15 protein-coding genes and 3 tRNA genes are annotated in these 19,079 nt (G+C 38.3%); 16 read left to right on the plus strand and 2 right to left on the minus strand.

Annotated features, from left to right (window positions below; all coding sequences use genetic code 11):
• Nucleotides 1-18: 18 nt before the first annotated feature.
• Nucleotides 19-657 carry a glycerol-3-phosphate 1-O-acyltransferase PlsY gene (plsY, locus tag F601_RS0111630; RefSeq protein WP_026183214.1) on the minus strand — a complete coding sequence of 213 codons (639 nt, stop codon included), beginning with the start codon at nt 655-657 and terminating at the stop codon, nt 19-21.
• 122 nt (nt 658-779) lie between these two features.
• On the opposite strand from plsY, the gene parE reads away from it, so the two are divergent.
• The 9 genes from parE to F601_RS12605 all read left to right on the plus strand — a co-directional run bounded on the left by parE (nt 780) and on the right by F601_RS12605 (nt 10,359).
• Nucleotides 780-2,729, plus strand: a complete 1,950-nt coding sequence (gene parE / locus F601_RS0111635) for a DNA topoisomerase IV subunit B (RefSeq protein ID WP_018165859.1) — start codon at nt 780-782, stop codon at nt 2,727-2,729.
• A gap of 328 nt (nt 2,730-3,057) precedes the next feature.
• Nucleotides 3,058-5,514, plus strand: coding sequence for a DNA topoisomerase IV subunit A (parC, locus tag F601_RS0111640; RefSeq protein WP_018165860.1), 2,457 nt, complete (start codon nt 3,058-3,060; stop codon nt 5,512-5,514).
• Between the two features lie 83 nt (nt 5,515-5,597).
• Nucleotides 5,598-6,650 (plus strand): branched-chain amino acid aminotransferase, encoded by a 1,053-nt coding sequence (locus F601_RS0111645; RefSeq protein WP_281180469.1) that lies wholly within the window; start codon nt 5,598-5,600, stop codon nt 6,648-6,650.
• 65 nt (nt 6,651-6,715) lie between these two features.
• Nucleotides 6,716-6,946 carry a DUF2969 domain-containing protein gene (locus F601_RS0111650; RefSeq protein WP_018165862.1) on the plus strand — a complete coding sequence of 77 codons (231 nt, stop codon included), beginning with the start codon at nt 6,716-6,718 and terminating at the stop codon, nt 6,944-6,946.
• Between the two features lie 62 nt (nt 6,947-7,008).
• Nucleotides 7,009-7,089: transfer RNA gene (locus F601_RS0111655), tRNA-Tyr, on the plus strand.
• Nucleotides 7,090-7,228: 139 nt separating this feature from the next.
• Nucleotides 7,229-7,300 (plus strand) — tRNA-Gln (locus tag F601_RS0111660).
• A gap of 127 nt (nt 7,301-7,427) precedes the next feature.
• Nucleotides 7,428-8,630 carry a 30S ribosomal protein S1 gene (rpsA, locus tag F601_RS0111665; RefSeq protein WP_018165863.1) on the plus strand — a complete coding sequence of 401 codons (1,203 nt, stop codon included), beginning with the start codon at nt 7,428-7,430 and terminating at the stop codon, nt 8,628-8,630.
• Nucleotides 8,631-8,835: 205 nt separating this feature from the next.
• Nucleotides 8,836-8,907: transfer RNA gene (locus F601_RS0111670), tRNA-Arg, on the plus strand.
• Between the two features lie 246 nt (nt 8,908-9,153).
• Complete coding sequence (locus tag F601_RS12605; RefSeq protein WP_018165864.1) at nt 9,154-10,359, plus strand: transglutaminase domain-containing protein; 1,206 nt, start codon at nt 9,154-9,156, stop codon at nt 10,357-10,359.
• 105 nt (nt 10,360-10,464) lie between these two features.
• Here F601_RS12605 and F601_RS0111680 read toward each other — a convergent pair whose 3' ends face one another.
• Entirely contained in the window at nt 10,465-11,391 is a 927-nt protein-coding gene (locus F601_RS0111680; RefSeq protein ID WP_018165865.1) for a polysaccharide deacetylase family protein, read from the minus strand.
• A gap of 221 nt (nt 11,392-11,612) precedes the next feature.
• Between F601_RS0111680 and F601_RS0111685 the strand changes: the two genes are divergently transcribed.
• From F601_RS0111685 to F601_RS0111715, 7 genes are all read left to right on the plus strand, one after another.
• On the plus strand, nt 11,613-12,899 hold the full coding sequence (locus tag F601_RS0111685) for a homoserine dehydrogenase (RefSeq protein ID WP_018165866.1): 1,287 nt from the start codon (nt 11,613-11,615) through the stop codon (nt 12,897-12,899).
• Nucleotides 12,900-13,078: 179 nt separating this feature from the next.
• Nucleotides 13,079-13,948, plus strand: coding sequence for a homoserine kinase (thrB, locus tag F601_RS0111690; protein WP_018165867.1), 870 nt, complete (start codon nt 13,079-13,081; stop codon nt 13,946-13,948).
• Complete coding sequence (gene rarD, locus F601_RS0111695; RefSeq protein WP_018165868.1) at nt 13,935-14,822, plus strand: EamA family transporter RarD; 888 nt, start codon at nt 13,935-13,937, stop codon at nt 14,820-14,822. Before thrB ends, rarD begins: the two co-directional genes overlap by 14 nt.
• A gap of 182 nt (nt 14,823-15,004) precedes the next feature.
• Nucleotides 15,005-16,720 (plus strand): aminodeoxychorismate synthase component I, encoded by a 1,716-nt coding sequence (pabB, locus tag F601_RS0111700; RefSeq protein ID WP_018165869.1) that lies wholly within the window; start codon nt 15,005-15,007, stop codon nt 16,718-16,720.
• Nucleotides 16,721-16,863: 143 nt separating this feature from the next.
• Nucleotides 16,864-17,559: an amino acid ABC transporter permease gene (locus F601_RS0111705; protein ID WP_018165870.1), complete on the plus strand. Its 696-nt coding sequence runs from the start codon at nt 16,864-16,866 to the stop codon at nt 17,557-17,559.
• The gene (locus F601_RS0111710; protein WP_026183216.1) at nt 17,510-18,187 is read left to right on the plus strand and encodes an amino acid ABC transporter permease; all 678 of its coding nucleotides are present in this window, start codon (nt 17,510-17,512) and stop codon (nt 18,185-18,187) included. Before F601_RS0111705 ends, F601_RS0111710 begins: the two co-directional genes overlap by 50 nt.
• A 3-nt stretch (nt 18,188-18,190) precedes the next feature.
• On the plus strand, nt 18,191-18,940 hold the full coding sequence (locus F601_RS0111715; RefSeq protein ID WP_018165872.1) for an amino acid ABC transporter ATP-binding protein: 750 nt from the start codon (nt 18,191-18,193) through the stop codon (nt 18,938-18,940).
• Nucleotides 18,941-19,079 lie beyond the last annotated feature (139 nt).

Consider the following 19,079-nt stretch of genomic DNA (forward strand, 5'->3'; position numbering starts at 1 on the left):
AAGAACTAGTCTAAAAAACTAGTTCTTTTCTTGTTTACTAAGATTTAAGCCCCAAGGTACCAAGTTTTCGCTTTTTTGTCGAATACGAGTCATGTTATCTTTGTGTCGGATAATAATTAAACTTGCAATCAACAAAATGATTATTGTAAAAATCAAATCATAGGATGGGAGAAGAAAATGAAAAGCTGGGAAGATTAAAACGCTAATAGCAGCAACTGAAGCAGCGATAACACTTGACAGTGAAATCATGCTAAATAAATACAATGTCCCAATAAAGATAGCCAAAAGGTAGATAAGAAATAGCGGAGCAAAACCGAGCAGAACACCTGCACTGGTAGCGACAGCTTTTCCACCCTTAAAGCCAGCAAAAATAGGGTAAGTGTGTCCTATTATAGCAAATAGACCAATGAGAATCGGCGAGAAATGATCAACACCTAGCCAGATGGGCAATAATGTTGCAACTGTTCCTTTTAACAAATCGACAATTAAGGTAACAGTTCCTGCTTTTGGTCCTAAGATACGGAAAGTATTAGTTGTTCCGGTGTTGCCAGAACCATGTTCTCTTAGGTTGATATGATAGAAATAATTACCAATCCAAAGTCCAGTCGGAATTGATCCCAATAAATAAGCGATTAACATCAAAACTAAAATTTTCATGTAATCATTATATCATAATGCCGTGTGAGGCTGAAATCTTTTCTGAAGATGGACAAAATTATTTTGCAAAAATGACAAAAAACTTGTAAGATAGATAGGATGAAAAAAACTGGAGGTCAGTTTTGGCAAAAAAGGAAATTAATATAAATAATTATAATGATGATGCTATTCAAGTCTTAGAGGGGCTAGATGCTGTTCGTAAGCGTCCAGGAATGTACATCGGATCTACCGATGGTACAGGACTCCACCATTTAGTTTGGGAAATTGTCGATAATGCAGTTGATGAAGCCCTTTCTGGATTTGGTGATCAAATTGACGTTATCATCAATAAAGATGGTTCAATAACGGTTGCTGACCATGGTCGTGGGATGCCAGTTGGTAAGCATGCCATGGGGATACCAACTGTAGAAGTTATTTTTACAATTCTCCACGCTGGTGGTAAATTTGGACAAGGTGGTTACAAAACCTCCGGAGGATTGCATGGAGTTGGTTCATCTGTAGTAAATGCCCTTTCGAGTTGGCTTGAAGTTGAAATCACACGTGATGGCAATATTTACAAACAACGATTTGAGAATGGCGGGAAGCCTGTGACGACACTCAAGAAAATCGGCACAGCACCTAAGTCAAAATCAGGTACAAAGGTTACTTTCAAACCTGACGACACCATTTTCTCAACAACTGATTTTAAATTTAATACAATAGCAGAGCGATTAAATGAGTCTGCCTTTCTTTTGAAGAATGTTACCTTAACGTTGACAGACCAACGTCCTGACGAAGCAGAGCATGTTGAATTCCATTTTGAAAATGGTGTAAAAGATTTCGTTGAATATCTTAATGAAGATAAGGAAACATTAACACCTGTCGTTTATATTGATGGTGAACAACAAGGATTCCAACTTGAAATTGCTCTACAGTATAACGATGGATTTTCAGATAACATCCTTTCATTTGTCAATAATGTTCGTACAAAAGACGGTGGAACGCATGAAACAGGGTTTAAGTCAGCTATTACAAAAGCTATGAATGACTATGCTCGTAAATCAGGTCTCCTTAAAGAGAAAGATAAAAATCTTGAGGGGGCTGATTACCGCGAAGGGCTTTCAGCTATTATTTCACTCCTAGTTCCGGAAGAACACCTGCAATTTGAAGGTCAGACTAAGGATAAACTAGGTTCACCGCTAGCCCGTCCAATTGTTGATGCACTTGTTTCTGAAAAATTGACCTATTTCCTCTTGGAAAATGGAGAAGTAGCTTCTAACCTTGTTCGTAAGGCTATAAAGGCGCGTGATGCCCGTGAGGCAGCTCGTAAAGCCCGTGACGAATCCCGAAATGGTAAGAAAAACAAGAAAGATAAGGGGCTTCTCTCAGGAAAACTGACTCCAGCTCAATCAAAAAATCCTAAGAAGAATGAACTTTATCTAGTCGAAGGGGACTCAGCCGGTGGTTCCGCAAAACAAGGCCGCGACCGCAAATTCCAAGCCATCTTACCATTGCGAGGTAAGGTCTTGAATACGGCTAAGGCTAAGATGTCTGACATCGTCAAAAATGAAGAAATCAATACCATGATTTACACTATTGGAGCTGGAGTGGGTGCTGATTTTAAAGTTGAAGATTCAAACTACGATAAAATCATTATCATGACCGATGCCGATACGGATGGAGCTCACATTCAAACCCTCCTATTGACTTTCTTCTATCGCTACATGCGCCCTTTAGTGGAAGCAGGACAAGTTTATATCGCTTTGCCACCATTATACAAAATGTCAAAAGGCAAAGGTGCTAAAGAAGTTGTAGAATATGCTTGGACAGACCAAGAACTTGAAGAACTTCGCAAGAAGTTCGGTAAAGGAGCCATGCTCCAACGCTACAAGGGACTTGGTGAAATGAATGCCGATCAGCTTTGGGAAACAACCATGAACCCAGAGACACGCACTCTTATTCGAGTAACCATTGACGACCTAGCTCGCGCAGAACGCCGCGTCAATGTTCTTATGGGTGACAAAGTTGAACCCCGCCGTAAATGGATTGAAGACAATGTTAAGTTTACGCTTGAGGAGAATACGGTGTTTTAACTGAGCACTTTTCATTGAAGCTAAGCTTCTAATGAAAAGACGATTGTCGCTATAGCGAACAAGCTAGCTCACTTACTAGTTCGAAAACAAAATAATATCGATTTTGTTTTCGAACGTCGTAACCATCAGAAAGTTAAACTTTTTATTTCTAGCACGGTAAGTCCCATAATGTACTTACCTAAGCGCCCTACTAGCTCGAAAAAGAAATAATATCGATTTCGTTTCCTCCCGTCGTAACCCAAGGTAATATGATTACCCTTGTTTGTAGCTATGCTAGTAACCATCAGAAAGTTAAACTTTCAAAAAAGAATAAACAAAGAAGGATATTATGTCTAACGTTCAAAATATAACACTTGAAGACATTATGGGGGAGAGCTTTGGTCGCTACTCCAAATATATCATTCAGGAGCGTGCGCTTCCTGATATTCGTGACGGGTTAAAACCTGTTCAACGTCGTATTCTTTATTCTATGAATAAGGACGGTAATACATTTGAAAAAGGATTCCGTAAATCGGCTAAGTCGGTCGGTAATGTCATGGGTAATTTTCACCCACACGGGGATTCTTCTATTTACGATGCCATGGTCCGTATGTCTCAGGACTGGAAAAACCGAGAAACTCTGATTGAGATGCACGGTAATAATGGATCTATGGATGGTGACCCGGCCGCTGCTATGCGTTATACGGAGGCACGTTTATCTGAAATAGCTGGTTTCCTGCTTCAAGATATCGAAAAGAATACAGTGCCATTTGCTTGGAACTTTGACGATACTGAAAAAGAACCTACTGTTTTACCTGCAGCCTTTCCAAACCTTTTGGTCAATGGTGCCACTGGAATTTCTGCAGGTTATGCCACTGACATTCCACCTCATAATTTGGCAGAGGTTATTGATGCTGTGGTCTATATGATTGACCATCCTTCGGCTAAATTGGACAAACTCATGGAATTCCTGCCTGGGCCAGATTTTCCGACAGGGGCCATTATCCAAGGTAAGGAAGAAATTCGCAAAGCTTACGAAACAGGAAAGGGGCGCGTGGTTGTTCGTTCCCGCACAGCTATTGAAAGCCTAAAAGGTGGCAAGAAGCAAATTGTTGCCACTGAGATTCCTTATGAGGTTAATAAGGCTGCCTTGGTTAAAAAGATTGATGACGTTCGTGTCAATAATAAAGTGCCAGGAATTGCTGAAGTTCGTGATGAATCTGACCGCGATGGTCTTCGCATTGCTATTGAGCTTAAAAAGGACGCAGATGAGCAAACCATTTTGAATTATCTCTTCAAGTATACAGACTTGCAAGTTAACTATAATTTCAATATGGTAGCGATTGACAACTACACACCACGCCAAGTGGGCATTATTCCTATGTTGTCAAGTTACATTGCCCACCGTAAAGACATCATCGTTTCTCGTTCTAAGTTTGATAAGGAAAAGGCAGAAAAGAGACTTCACATTGTGGAGGGCTTGATTCGCGTCATTTCAATTCTTGATGAAGTCATTGCCCTTATCCGCGCTTCTGAAAATAAATCTGATGCTAAAGAAAACCTCAAAGTAAGCTATGATTTTTCTGAAGAACAAGCAGAAGCCATTGTAACCTTGCAACTTTATCGTTTGACAAATACTGATATTGTGACCTTGCAAGAAGAAGAAGCAGAGTTGCGCGACCGTATTGCAACCCTCAAAGCCATTATTGGCGACGAACGCACCATGTACAATGTTATGAAACGTGAGCTTCGTGAGGTCAAGAAAAAGTTCTCTAATCCACGTCTTAGTGAATTGCAGGCTGAAACACAGACAATCGAAATTGATACTGCAAGTTTAATCATCGAAGAGGATACTTTTGTCAGTGTCACTCGTGGCGGTTACCTTAAACGTACAAGTCCAAGATCTTTCAATTCATCCACTATTGAAGAAGTTGGAAAGCGTGATGAGGACGAACTAGTATTTGTTACAGCTGCTAAGACAACTCAGCATTTGCTTATATTTACAACTCTCGGCAATGTTATCTATCGACCAGTTCATGAAATAACAGATATTCGCTGGAAAGATATTGGAGAACATTTGTCACAAACCATCACAAACTTTGCTAATGATGAGCAAGTCCTCTATGCTGAATTGGTTGATGATTTTGGTAGTCAAACTTATTTGGCGGCAACTAAATTTGGTCAAATCAAACGCTTTGAGCGTAAGGAATTTAGCCCTTGGCGTACTTACAAGTCTAAATCAGCTAAGTATGCCAAGTTGAAGAGCGAAGCAGATTGTATCGTAACTGTTGTTCCGATTAACCTAGAAGATGTTATGGTGGTTACGGAAAATGGCTACGCTCTGCGATTTAACAGTGAAGAAGTACCGGTAGTGGGAGCCAAAGCAGCCGGAGTAAAAGCAATCAATCTTAAGAAAGATGACGTGGTTCGAGCAGTCTTTGTCGCTAATACTGAAAGCATGTACTTGTTGACGCAAAGAGGAAGTCTGAAACGTATGTCGGTAGAGCAAATCCCAACTACAAGTCGTGCAAATCGAGGACTTCAAGTTTTGAGAGAGCTTAAATCGAAGCCACATCGCGTTTTTGCAGCAGGCAAGATTCATGCGTCAAATGAGACACAAAATCTTGATCTCTTTACAACTGCAGAAGTAACTGAGGAAACTGAAATCCTAGAAGTTACATCGACCACTGGTAAGGTATATGAGGTTATTTTAGAAGATTTAAGCCTATCTGAACGTACAAGTAATGGATCCTTTATTTCTGAGACAATCTCAGATGAGGGAGTATTTACAGCTAGAATTAAGTAAGAGAGCCTTAGCTCTTTTACTTTTTTAGATAAATTTTCAGAATTTTGTGAAAAGTACTTGAAAAACGCTGAAAAAAGCGTACAATAGAAAAAAACGAAGAAAGAGGAAGAAAGATGACAGTTGAGTTAGATTGGGAAAATTTAGGTTTTGCATATCGAAAATTACCATTCCGCTACATTTCGTATTACAAAGATGGTCAATGGGACGAAGGTGATTTAACGGAAGATTCAAAACTTCATATTTCAGAAAGTTCACCTGCTTTGCACTATGGACAACAAGGTTTTGAAGGTTTGAAAGCCTACCGTACAAAAGATGGTTCTGTACAATTGTTCCGTCCAGATATGAATGCGGAACGTTTGCAACGTACAGCTGACCGACTTTTGATGCCGCAAGTTCCAACAGATAAGTTTATTGAAGCATGTAAACAAGTTGTTAAAGCAAATGATGATTTTGTCCCACCATATGGTACGGGAGCGACACTTTATCTTCGTCCATTGTTGATTGGTGTTGGGGATATTATTGGAGTGCATCCAGCAGAGGAGTACATCTTCACAGTGTTTGCGATGCCAGTTGGTAACTACTTCAAAGGTGGATTGGCTCCAACTAACTTCTTAATTCAGGATAAGTATGACCGTGCTGCACCACAAGGTACAGGAGCAGCTAAAGTTGGTGGGAACTATGCATCAAGCTTGTTGCCTGGTAACTATGCCAAGGATAAAGGATTCTCTGATGTTATTTATCTAGATCCAGCAACTCATACAAAAATTGAAGAAGTAGGATCAGCCAACTTCTTCGGTATCACAGCTGATAATGAATTTATCACACCATATAGCCCATCTATCTTACCATCTATTACAAAATACTCATTGCTTTATTTAGCAGAGAACCGTTTCAATATGAAAGCTATTGAAGGTGAAGTTAGGCTAGATGAACTGGATAAATTTGTTGAAGCAGGTGCATGTGGTACAGCGGCAGTCATTTCGCCTATTGGAGGGGTACAACATGGAGATGATTTTCATGTGTTCTACAGCGAAACTGAAGTTGGACCAGTGACGCGTAAACTTTATAACGAGTTGACAGGTATCCAATTTGGTGATATTGAAGCACCAGAAGGTTGGATTGTCAAAGTTGATTAAAAAATAGAAGCTTGCTCTTGCAAGCTTTTTTATTTTCGGTTAAAATGTAAAGAGTGAGGTGAAACATGAGTAAAAAAGATAAAAAAATTGAGATTCAACTTTCTGATAGCAAAGTTACAATTGGTAATGCTGCAGTAGAAGGTTACCATCTAATTATTGGTAAAAAAACTGTTGGAGAAATTGCAGAGCTTGACGGCAAATTTGCAGTTATCAAAAATGGAGAAGTTGACACATTTTTCAAAACAATGGATAAAGCAATTGAAAACATTATTGAAAATTACAACTTAAATCATTAAAAAGTAGTGAAAAAATACTTGCATACAATAAGAAACTATGATAGAATAGTTTTTGTTGTTACGGAAGGGTAGCGAAGAGGCTAAACGCGGCGGACTGTAAATCCGCTCCTTCGGGTTCGGGGGTTCGAATCCCTCCCCTTCCATATCTAAGATACTAAGGGCGTCAAAATGCACAGTAAAAATAGGAAGTTGGCAGAAAATCCTGATTTTCTAGACAACTTATCTTTTTTTACATAGCGTTTAGCCAGAGTTCATTTCAGAACATTATCTTAGCAAAAACATTGGGGTATAGCCAAGCGGTAAGGCAAGGGACTTTGACTCCCTCATGCGTTGGTTCGAATCCAGCTACCCCAGTCAAAGGTATCGAGCTTTTGCTTGACACCGTCAAAGATAAGAGTTGTTGTCGTTGCGGGTTACCTTGAGAAAATATATTGTTATCAAAAGCTAGCTTAAGCTAGCTTTTGTTGGAGGATTTTTTAGAATGAATGAATTTGAAGATTTGCTAAACAGTGTTAGCGAAGTAAACCCTGGTGATGTAGTCACTGCGGAAGTTTTAACAGTTGATAACGGTCAAGCAAACGTTGTTATCGAAGGCACTGGTGTTGAGGGAGTTCTTACACTTCGTGAATTGACTAACGATCGTAACGCTGACATCAATGAATTTGTTAAAGCTGGCGACACAGTTGAAGTACTTGTTCTTCGTCAAGTAGTAGGTAAAGATACTGACACAGTAACTTTCCTTGTATCTAAAAAACGCTTGGAAGCTCGCAAAGCATGGGATAAACTTGTTGGTCGTGAAGGCGAAGTTGTTACTGTTAAAGGTACTCGCGCTGTTAAAGGTGGTCTTTCAGTTGAGTTTGAAGGACTTCGTGGATTCATCCCAGCTTCAATGATCGATACTCGTTTCGTACGCAACACTGAAAAATTTGTTGGTCAAGAATTTGATGCTAAAATCAAAGAAGTTGACGCAGCAGAAAATCGCTTCATCCTTTCACGTCGTGAAGTTGTTGAAGAAACTGCAGCAGCAGCTCGTCAAGAAGTATTTGCTAAACTTGCTGAAGGTTCAGTTGTAACTGGTAAAGTTGCTCGCTTGACTAGCTTTGGTGCTTTCGTTGACCTTGGTGGTGTTGATGGACTTATCCACGTTACTGAATTGTCACATGAACGCAACGTTTCACCTAAATCAGTAGTTGCTGTTGGTGATGAAGTTGAAGTTAAAGTTCTTGCTATCGATGAAGAAGCAGGCCGTGTATCATTGTCACTTAAAGCTACAACACCTGGACCATGGGATGGCGTTGAACAAAAACTTGCTACAGGCGATGTTGTTGAAGGTAAAGTTAAACGTTTGACTGACTTTGGTGCATTCGTTGAAGTATTACCAGGTATCGATGGACTTGTTCACATCTCACAAATTTCACACAAACGTGTTGAAAATCCAAAAGATGTTCTTTCAGTTGGTCAAGAAGTAACTGTTAAAGTTCTTGAAGTTAACGCTGCTGACGAGCGCGTGTCACTTTCTATCAAAGCTCTTGAAGAGCGTCCAGCACAAGCTGAAGGTGAAAACACTGAAAAACGTCAGCCACGTCCACGTCGTCAAAAACGTGAAGTTAAACGTGATTACGAACTTCCAGAAACTCAAACTGGATTCTCAATGGCTGACTTGTTCGGTGATATTGAATTGTAATTAAAATGAAGACTTGCGAAAGCAGGTCTTTTATTTTTTATATGATATGGTATAATAATAGATGTTGTTTCTAAATAATACTCAAGTATAATTAAAATCATCTGAGGAAGTGTGATGAAGGCAGTACTAGTCCTAAGACAATTGACAAGTCGAAATTGACATCTATCATTTTGATTTTAAAAGAGTATAAACATTAATTGACAATCCATCCTTAGTGTAATGGATATCACGCAAGATTCCGGTTCTTGAAATGGGGGTTCGATTCCCTCAGGATGGATAGAAATATAGTAAAAACCCTTGATTGATAAGGGTTTTTTGTTTATGAAAATAATGATTATGCTATTTTAGTCAAAAGGGATTTTTGTTAAATTCGATCAGTGAAACTAACAAAGTTATCTACATATTTCTGAGATTAGAAATTAAGACATATTGGTATGTTATCTAATTATTTTCTAAAAAATACAATATCTTAGCTTTAATATGAGATTATTTTTGCTATAATAAGCACAAGGAGGTTAGTGATATGATTAAAGTGAAGAAAGTATTAGTACTGTTATTTTCAGTTTTCCTTTTGGCTTCGTGTAGTAGTAATAAAAGCTCAGAAAATGCTATAGATGAAGGACAAATTGAATTAATAAAAGATGTTCAAGCTTCTGTCTCCGAAAATTTTTATTATCAACAATTATCAGATGTTGAGAAGGAAAATTATGCTCGCTTACGTCTTGCTTTTAATGATTTTAGTGATGAAGTTACTTTAAAGGAAGTTGATGATGAATCATTAGCAAAAATCTCTACTGCTTTTACAAATGATAATCCTGATGTGTTTTGGTTCAATGATTATACTTATCAGACTGACGGCAATGACCAATTGATTTTAGAGATTGAGACACCGGATGATGTTGAAGAAATATATCAATTGATTGAAGTTATGAGCGAACAAATACTAGCTGAAATGCCTACTGATAGCGACTATAGTCGTGTTAAATATCTTTATGAGTTTATCATCAATTATACAGATTATAATACTTTAGCATTAACTGACGATAGTGAACTGGATAAAGGGCAGGATATCAGGAGTGTCTTTATTGACCAATTATCTGTTTGCTCTGGTTATTCAAAAGCATTTCAATATTTAGCTAACAAAGCCGGAATCCCAACAACTTACATTGTTGGATTTGCTAGGTCGGATAAGACTGAGGAATCAGAGTTACCTCATGCTTGGAATACTGTTATCATTAATGGTCAAAGTTATAATGTTGATACTACTTGGGGGGATCCAATCTTCGAAGGTGAGATGTCTGAGGATATGTCAGATACGATCAATTATCATTTCCTCTGTGTACCTGATTATTTATTTAATAATAGTCATACGGCTTCAGATGATATTTTATTTCAAGATGGCAGTTCAATCGATGATGTCTGGACTTTACCAACATCCACTGATAATTCTTTGAACTACTATGTACAAGCTGGTTGCTTCTTTGAATCTTATCAAAGAGGTGAAATGGAATCATATGTTGAACAACTTTCACATTCTGAAAATCTTAAACAAATTGAGTTAGTATTTGAGAACCAAGAGTCTTATGATTTAGCCTTGAATGATTTACTAGAAGAAGGTTTCTTTGGCGAATTAATTCAAAAATATATTCTTGGAGATATTGATTTTGAGTATAATTTCATATATGATGATGTCAATTACTATATTTGTATTAATATTCCTGGAAGATGATAGTCACTTAATAGTATAGGTCAAATAAAAAAAGAAATAGATTAAAAAATTAATGCCCCAATGCTATTTTAGCTATCGAGGCATTTTTTAGTATTAAATTAAAAATTACTGAATCTGATTTAATAAACTTTCTGCTGTGGTGCTTGGAAGGATGCGGACGCGATTTAATGAGAGGAGTCCATCAGCTGCTGAAGCTAGTCCCTCATTTGTTGTGACACCAAGCTTGTAATTCAAACTTTGAGTGATTTGAAGGGTATCATTAGAATACCGACCAGCAGGATAAGCAACTGCAATTGTTTCTTGATTTAGCTCTGAGTCTAGATATTCTTTTGAAATTTCTAATTCATTATTTTGAGAATTGAGATCTGACATTTCAAGATCAGGGTGATTTACTGTGTGACCTTGAAAGGACATACCAGCTTCTTTCATTTCAATCATTTGATCAAGAGTCAAGCTGCCTGGGTTATTGACACTGCCTGTTATAACATTATTAGTTGCTTTAGCTTGATATTTTTTTAAAATTGGGAACGCGTGGTCATAGAAATCCCAGAGACTGTCGTCAAAGGTTAGCCAAATCACTTTATTGTTACCATTAGGTAAGGCGTTCTCGCTTAGGACTTGATAGGCTTCTTCAGGAGTGAGGAAGTAGTACCCTTCTTCGGAAAGTTTTTGAATATGGCTTTCAAATGTAGTTGGGTCAACAATCAGATTCGCGTTTGATATTTCCTCTGGTGCCATTTCATGGATAGCGTGGTACATTAAGATTGGAATATTTATTGGAGTTTCTTGTTTAATCCAATCTATGGGTAAATCAGCAGAATCAGGACTTTCTGAACTAATTTGATCACTAGTAGTTGTTTCAGATTCCTTTTTAGACTTAGAAATTTTTGTGACGGATGCTTCAGTCTTATTTTCGCTAAAAGGATGACTCAATTTAAGTACTAAAATAAGTGACAGGGTCAAAGTCAGTATTACCAGTAATATAAAAATAATTTTAGATGCTTTTTTCTTTCTTTTTCTTCTCTCTTGCATGTAAATCTCCTATTTTGTCGTTTTGAATATTCTTGAATCTAAGATAGTACTTCAAAAAAATGCTTATATTATGATTAATTGTATCATTTTTTTATTGAAACAACAGTTTAAAAGGCTAAATTTCAAACTTTTTCTTTTTAAAAGTTGCATTTTTCTGTAAATTCTGAATTATTTTTGTTATAATGGTTAAAATGTTTATTTTTTGAGAATAAGGAGACGTTATGACTGTAAATATTGGTTTATTAGGTTTCGGGACTGTAGCAAGTGGTATTCCTTTCCTCTTGCAGGAAAATGGTGAAAAAATTGTAGCTGCATCACGTAGTGACCTTGAAATTACCAAAGTATTAGTTAAGGATGATGAAGAAAAAAATCGTCTTCTTGCTGCTGGTAATGATTATAATTTTGTTACGGATGTTAATGAGATTCTTAATGATTCTGAGATTGATATTGTTGTAGAATTGATGGGACGTATTGAGCCTGCTCGTACATTTATTACAAGTGCTTTGGAAGCTGGGAAGCATGTTGTTTCTGCTAATAAGGATTTGATTGCAACACATGGTAAGGAATTGATTGCACTTGCCCAGGATAAAGGTGTCGCATTCTATTATGAAGCAGCAGTGGCTGGCGGTATTCCTATCTTACGTACTTTGGCAAACTCTTTGACGTCTGATAAAGTTACTCGTATTCTAGGTGTCTTGAACGGGACATCAAACTTCATGATGACTAAAATGGTTGATGAAGGATGGACTTACGATGCTGCACTTAAGACAGCTCAGGAGCTAGGTTATGCTGAAAGTGATCCAACAAATGACGTTGAGGGGATTGATGCAGCTTATAAAGCTGTTATCCTCAGTCAATTTGGTTTTGGGATGACGCTTGATTTTGCAGCTGTTTCTCATAAGGGAATCACAACTATTACTCCAGATGATGTAGCAGTTGCTCAAGAATTAGGCTATGTTATCAAGCTTGTTGGTGATGTACGTGAGGTAGAGTCAGGTATTTCTGCTGAGGTAGCACCGACATTCCTTCCAAAAGGTCACCCGCTTGCAAGTGTCAATGGTGTTATGAATGCGGTCTTTGTTGAATCAATCGGTATCGGTGAGTCAATGTATTATGGACCAGGTGCTGGTCAAAAGCCAACAGCAACTTCAGTAGCAGCTGACATTGTGCGTATTGCTCGTCGTATCAACGATAAGAATGTTGGAAAACCATTTAACGAGTTTGCTCGTGAGACTAAGTTGGCAAACCCAGCAGATGTCTTTGCGAAATATTATTTTGCTATTGATGTTCCAGATAAAAAAGGTCAAATTCTTCGTTTAGCTGAAATTTTCAATGCTCAAAATATCTCTTTTGAACAAGTACTTCAGCAAAAAGCTAATGGTGAAGTAGCTCGTGTTGTTATTATTACACACGAACTCAGTCAAACACAACTTGAGGATGTAACAGCTGATTTGAATGCTGTCGCAGACTTTACAGTAGTTAATACATTTAAGGTACTTGGCGACTAAATTGTCAAGTAAAGATTAAAGAGAATGACAAAAGGTTAGGGGCTTTCAACTCACTTTTGGTACGATGAGTAGAATGATATCAGATTGAGTTCCGCAAACCAAATGCTCATAAAAGTTAAGTAGAATGACTAAAATCTAATCTTAGTCGTTCTCTTTATTTGTAATAGTAGAGGATTATGATGAAAATAATTGTTCCTGCTACCTCTGCCAATGTTGGACCGGGATTCGACTCGGTAGGTGTAGCTTTGTCTAAGTATTTAGAAATCCAAGTTCTAGAACCTTCTGATTCTTGGCAGGTGGATCATGATTTAGGTGAAGAAATTCCAAGTGATGAAAGAAATCTCCTGATTGCAACTGCACTACGTGTTAAGGGAGACCTTCAGCCTCATCATCTGAAAATGGTTTCAGATGTTCCCTTGGCCCGTGGTCTGGGTTCTTCAAGTTCAGTTATTGTTGCTGGAATTGAATTATCCAATCAACTTGGGAATTTAGAATTAACTGCTGATCAAAAATTAGATATAGCGACTGAAATTGAAGGACATCCTGATAATGTTGCACCGGCTATTTTGGGTAATCTTGTCATTTCATCTTATGTAGATGGCCATGTTAACAGCATCGTAGCTGATTTTCCTGAGACAGCTTTTGTTGCTTTCATTCCAAACTATGAACTCAAAACTAGCGACAGCCGTGGTGTGCTTCCCAGTGAGATGTCTTATAAAGAAGCAGTTGCAGCCTCTTCAATCGCTAATGTGGCAATCGCTGCGCTATTGACAGGGGACTTGGAAAAAGCAGGAAAAGCCATTCAAGGAGACCTCTTCCATGAGCGCTTCCGCCAAAAATTGGTCAAGGAATTCGCAGCAATCAAGGAAGTGGCCAACCAACATGGTGCTTACGCTACCTATCTCTCTGGTGCTGGACCAACTGTTATGGTCCTCATCAAGCAAGAAAAGGAAGCTGACTTGGTTAAGAGTCTTGAGGACATGAATTTGGATGGTCAAGTTTGTCCACTAAGAGTAGACACTAAAGGAGTTGTCATTGAGAAGGACTAATCTGGGTATCTTACTAGGCTTATCTACCTACTTGTGCTGGGGATTTTTGTCTCTATTTTGGAAACTATTAGCAGGTGTCAATGCCTATAATACGCTTTCTTACCGTATTTTATTTACCAGTCTAACCATGCTTGTCTACATGATCTTTTCTGGTCGCAGCAAGGTCTATAAAGAGGAACTGTCAAACTTATTCAAAAATCCTAAAGCTGCCTTGACCATGCTGTTTGCAAGTCTCCTAATTAGTATCAACTGGCTGGTTTATATCTATGCGGTTGGTCATGGTCAAGCGACAGAAGCTAGCCTGGGCTATTACATCATGCCTCTTGTTTCCGTAGGCTTATCTGTCATTTTTCTTAGGGAATCTTTGAACAATGCGGTGCGTTTAGCCATTCTGGTAGCTGGTATTGGTGTTCTCGTATTGGTTATCAATACAGGTAATCTGCCATTGGTTTCGCTGGCCTTAGCCTTGAGCTTTGGCCTTTATGGTCTGGTCAAAAAATCTGTCAGTTTATCAAGCGATGTGGCCATGTTAGTTGAGAGTCTAATCATTTTGCCTTTTGCTTTGATTTATCTTCTTTTCTTTGCTAAGGAAGGCATGCATGATTACAATAGTCTTGAGAATAGCTTACTTGTGCTTTCTGGCGCAGTTACAGCTATACCATTATTGTTCTTCGCTGAGGCTCTGAAAAGAGCACCACTTAATCTTATTGGTTTTATTCAGTACATCAATCCAACCATTCAATTGGCAATAGCAGTGCTGGTTTTTCAAGAAGGAATCACAGCTGGTGAGTTAAAAGGATTTATCTTTATCTGGTCAGCTATAGCGATTTTTGTTATCGGACAATTATTAGAAATGAGAAAAAGAAGAAGCTGAGCAAAGAGCACAGCTCCTTAATTATTATTTGGAATATAATCCAGACGCAGTAGCCTAGTGGGAATCTCTTCGCTTTTTTCAAAGCTCGAACTTCCCTACTAGGCCTTGCGGGGGTGGGACGACGAACTCTTCTTTTTTGTTAGTGAGTTCTGTCCCACTCCCTTTTTGATGAGGAAGAAGGAATGCATAAGCAAACAGTTGTAGATGTGAAAAGTCTTGGGAGACGACTGATTTTTAAGAATCCCGTAAAGGAATTGATAGCAGATGACCTACATCAAGTTCCTTTAGTTTTAGAAGAAGTAGAAGCCTTTCAAAAGCAAGGTTATTATGTGGTTGGTTACGTCTCCTATGAAGCGAGTAAAGCCTTTGAAAGCAAATTTAATCTTCATTCTAGTCGTCTCTCAGGCGAGTATCTTGCCTACTTTACTGTTCACAAGTCAGCTGAGGAAGTGGACTTTATTGAAAGTTATGATGAAGTAGAGATGCCTAATGCATGGAAAAATGAGACTAGAAAAGAAGAATATGAAAGAGCAATTGCTGAAATCAACTCAAATATCAGACAGGGAAATACCTATCAAGTTAACTATACCATTCAGTTGACGAGTAAAGTAACTGCTGACAGCTTTGCTATTTACAACCGCCTAGTGGTAGAACAAGGGGCAGCCTATAATATTTTTGTAGAGCACGATGATTTTGCAGTTATTTCAGCTAGTCCCGAACTCTTTTTCCAAACGGAGGGGCAGACCTTGAGGACGAGGCCCATGAAGGGGACGACAGGTCGTGGCTTTAATCTGGCAGAAGATAGGAAAAAAAGAGATTGGTTGGCCAATGATGTTAAAAATCGTGCTGAAAACATGATGATTGTGGATCTTCTGCGCAATGATATGGGGCGAATTTCGGAAATTTCTAGCGTGCAGGTCACTAGCTTATGTGAGCTTGAACCCTATTCAACTGTCTGGCAGATGACTTCTACCATTGAGAGTAGCATCAAGGAAGATACGACTTTGGTTGATATTTTTCAAGCTCTCTTTCCTTGTGGATCTATTACAGGTGCTCCTAAAATCGCAACCATAGACATTATTAGCAGACTTGAACCCAAACCACGTGGCGTCTATTGCGGTACACTTGGCATCTGTCTGCCTAATGGCAATCGGATTTTCAATGTGGCTATAAGAAGTCTGCAAGTTTATAAAAATCAGGCTATATATGGTGTCGGCGGGGGCATTACTTGGGACAGCAATTGGCAGGATGAATACCAGGAGACTAAGCAAAAAAGTGCTGTTCTCTATCGAAAACAGCCTAGATTTGACCTTATCACGACCGCCAAAGTGACTAAGGGACACATTGATTTGCTTGACTATCATTTAGAGCGTCTCCAAGAATCTAGTGCCTATTTCTCTTATCCTTTTACTTTGGAAAATAGCAGAGCTGAGCTTGAGTCTTATCTCGAAAGTCTGAACAAGACCAAAGACTACCGCCTGAGACTATCACTGACTAAATCTGGTCAATTAGAATGCCATGCCTGTCTTTTAGAAGACCTGCCCCAGCCTCTTCTCAAGGCTCAAATCCATCAGCGCCAAGAATCAATAGAAGGACCATTTGTCTATTATAAGACGAGCTACCGTCCTCATTTGACTAAGGCAGAGACAGAACAGATTTTTATTTCCAAGGAAGGCTACCTCCAGGAAACAACAATAGGAAACCTTGTTTTAGAAATAGGTGGAGAATTACTAACTCCTCCCCTATCTGTCGGCATCCTAGCTGGCATATATAGAAAACACCTATTGAAAACAGGTCAAGTCAAAGAATGCCTCTTGACCAAAGAAGATTTGAAAAGAGCAGATGCTGTTTACGCTTGTAATGCAGTCAGAGGTCTCTATAAACTAGATATTTTATAAAAAACAGGCATAGGATTCTAGCTAAGTAGTTTCCTATGCTTGTTTTTTGGTTATAAATTTTTCTTATACCATGTCATAAATAAAATAGATTATCCGAGATGAAGACTTTCTTTTATAATATTTTTAAAGCTTGAAGGAGGTCTATGGTGCTAAATTGGGAATTTATAGAAAGAAGCTTACCTTTATATCAAGATGCACTCTTTATAACGCTAAAATTAGCATTTTGGGGTATTATTGGAGCAACAATCCTTGGTCTTCTTATTGCCATCATAAAAATCAAGAAGATTCCAATTTTGAGTCAGTTGAGTCAATTATATATTGAACTGTCACGGAATACGCCACTATTGATTCAGCTCTACTTTCTCTACTTTGGACTCCCAAAAATTGGGATTATTCTTAGTTCAGAAGTCTGTGCTATAAGTGGTTTGATATTCTTAGGTGGCTCTTATATGGCAGAATCCTTTCGTTCAGGTTTAGAAGCTGTTTCTAAAACCCAATACGAAATTGGATTGAGTATCGGCTTGAGCCCAATCAAAAACATGATCTATGTTATCTTACCTCAAGCTTTTGCGGTTGCCCTACCTTCATTTGCTGCAAATGTCATATTCTTGATTAAGGAGACTTCAGTCTTTTCAATTGTGGCCATTGCAGATTTAATGTATGTGGCCAAAGATTTGATTGGGATTTATTATGAAACAGATGAAGCACTCTTGCTGTTGGTTTTGTCATATCTGATTATTCTTTTGCCAGTATCAATAGTATTTACCCTAATTGAGAGGAGGTTACGTTATGCAGGATTCGGCAATTCAAGTCATCTTTCGGGGCAAGAATCTACTTAGACTTTTTCAAGGTCTCTGGGTAACGATTGAGCTGTCTATGATTGCTATAATAATTTCCATTCTCTTAGGATTTGTATTTGGCATTCTGATGACTTCGAGGTTTAAGTGGATAAGAGGTATTTGTCGATTCTATTTAGAGTTTATTCGTATTATGCCTCAATTAGTTTTACTCTTTATTGTTTATTTTGGTTTTGCTAGAACTTTTAATATCAATTTTTCAGGAGAGATGGCTGCTATCATAGTCTTTTCAATGTGGGGAACTGCTGAAATGGGTGACTTAGTTCGTGGAGCTTTGACTTCGTTACCAAGACACCAGATTGAGAGTGGCTTAGCCATTGGATTGAATCAAAAACAACTTTATTGGTATGTCATTTTTCCTCAGATTTTGCGACAGCTCATTCCTCAAGCAGTTAATCTTATGACACGGATGGTCAAGACAACCTCTCTAATAGTTTTGATTGGAGTTGTAGAAGTTGTAAAAGTAGGACAGCAAATCATTGAAGCTAATCGCCTAACGGTTCCAAGCTCTGCTATTTGGATATATGGTTTGATTTTCTTCATGTACTTTGCGGTTTGTTTTCCAATCTCAAGGTTATCAATCTATCTTGAGTCAAAATGGAAGGAGTAAGTTGTGGCAAAGAAAATTTTAGAAATTAATAATATCAATAAGTCATTTGGAACACACAAAATATTAGATGGCTTATCACTTGCTGTTGAAGAGGGAGAAGTTCTAGTCATTCTTGGTCCATCAGGTTGTGGAAAATCAACTTTGCTTCGTTGTATCAATGGTCTGGAAACTTTTGAATCAGGAGAAATCACTTTGGAAGGTGAATCGGTCCTAGCAGATAAGAAGAACTTGCCTAAGTTACGACAAAAAATAGGTATGGTTTTTCAATCCTATGACTTATTTCCACATCTAAATGTCATGCAAAACTTGACCTTGGGTCCGGTCAAAGCTCAGGGGCGCCCCAAAGCTGACGTTGAAACGGAAGCAAGAGAGTTACTTAAGCGGGTAGGTTTAGCAGACAAAGAAGAACGGTTTGCTAGAGAGTTGTCAGGTGGGCAGAAACAGCGAGTGGCTATTGTCAGAAGTCTCCTCTTGCATCCAGAAGTTATTTTATTTGATGAAGTGACGGCTTCCTTAGATCCTGAAATGGTCAGAGAAGTATTGGATTTGATTGGCGAGCTTGCTCATGAGGGACGTACCATGATTATTGTCACGCATGAGCTACAGTTTGCTAAAGCTATCGCTGATCGTGTTATTTTTCTGGAAAATGGAAAAATTATTGAAGAAAGTCAGGGAAATGACTTCTTTGCTTCTCCTAAAACACAGAGAGCTAAAGATTTCCTAACCGTATTTGATTATTCAACGATAGGTTAATAGACTAAAAAAACATATCTATTTTATTATTTAGTTACAAAACATGGTGATAGGGAGCGAGGCGACAGTCACCGTGTTATAAATTTTACGCCTTGGTATCTTAAATGAATACTCTTCGAAAATCAAAATGATAGGTGGT

The organism is Streptococcus henryi DSM 19005 (genome assembly GCF_000376985.1).
In the GTDB taxonomy this organism is placed as follows: domain Bacteria; phylum Bacillota; class Bacilli; order Lactobacillales; family Streptococcaceae; genus Streptococcus; species Streptococcus henryi.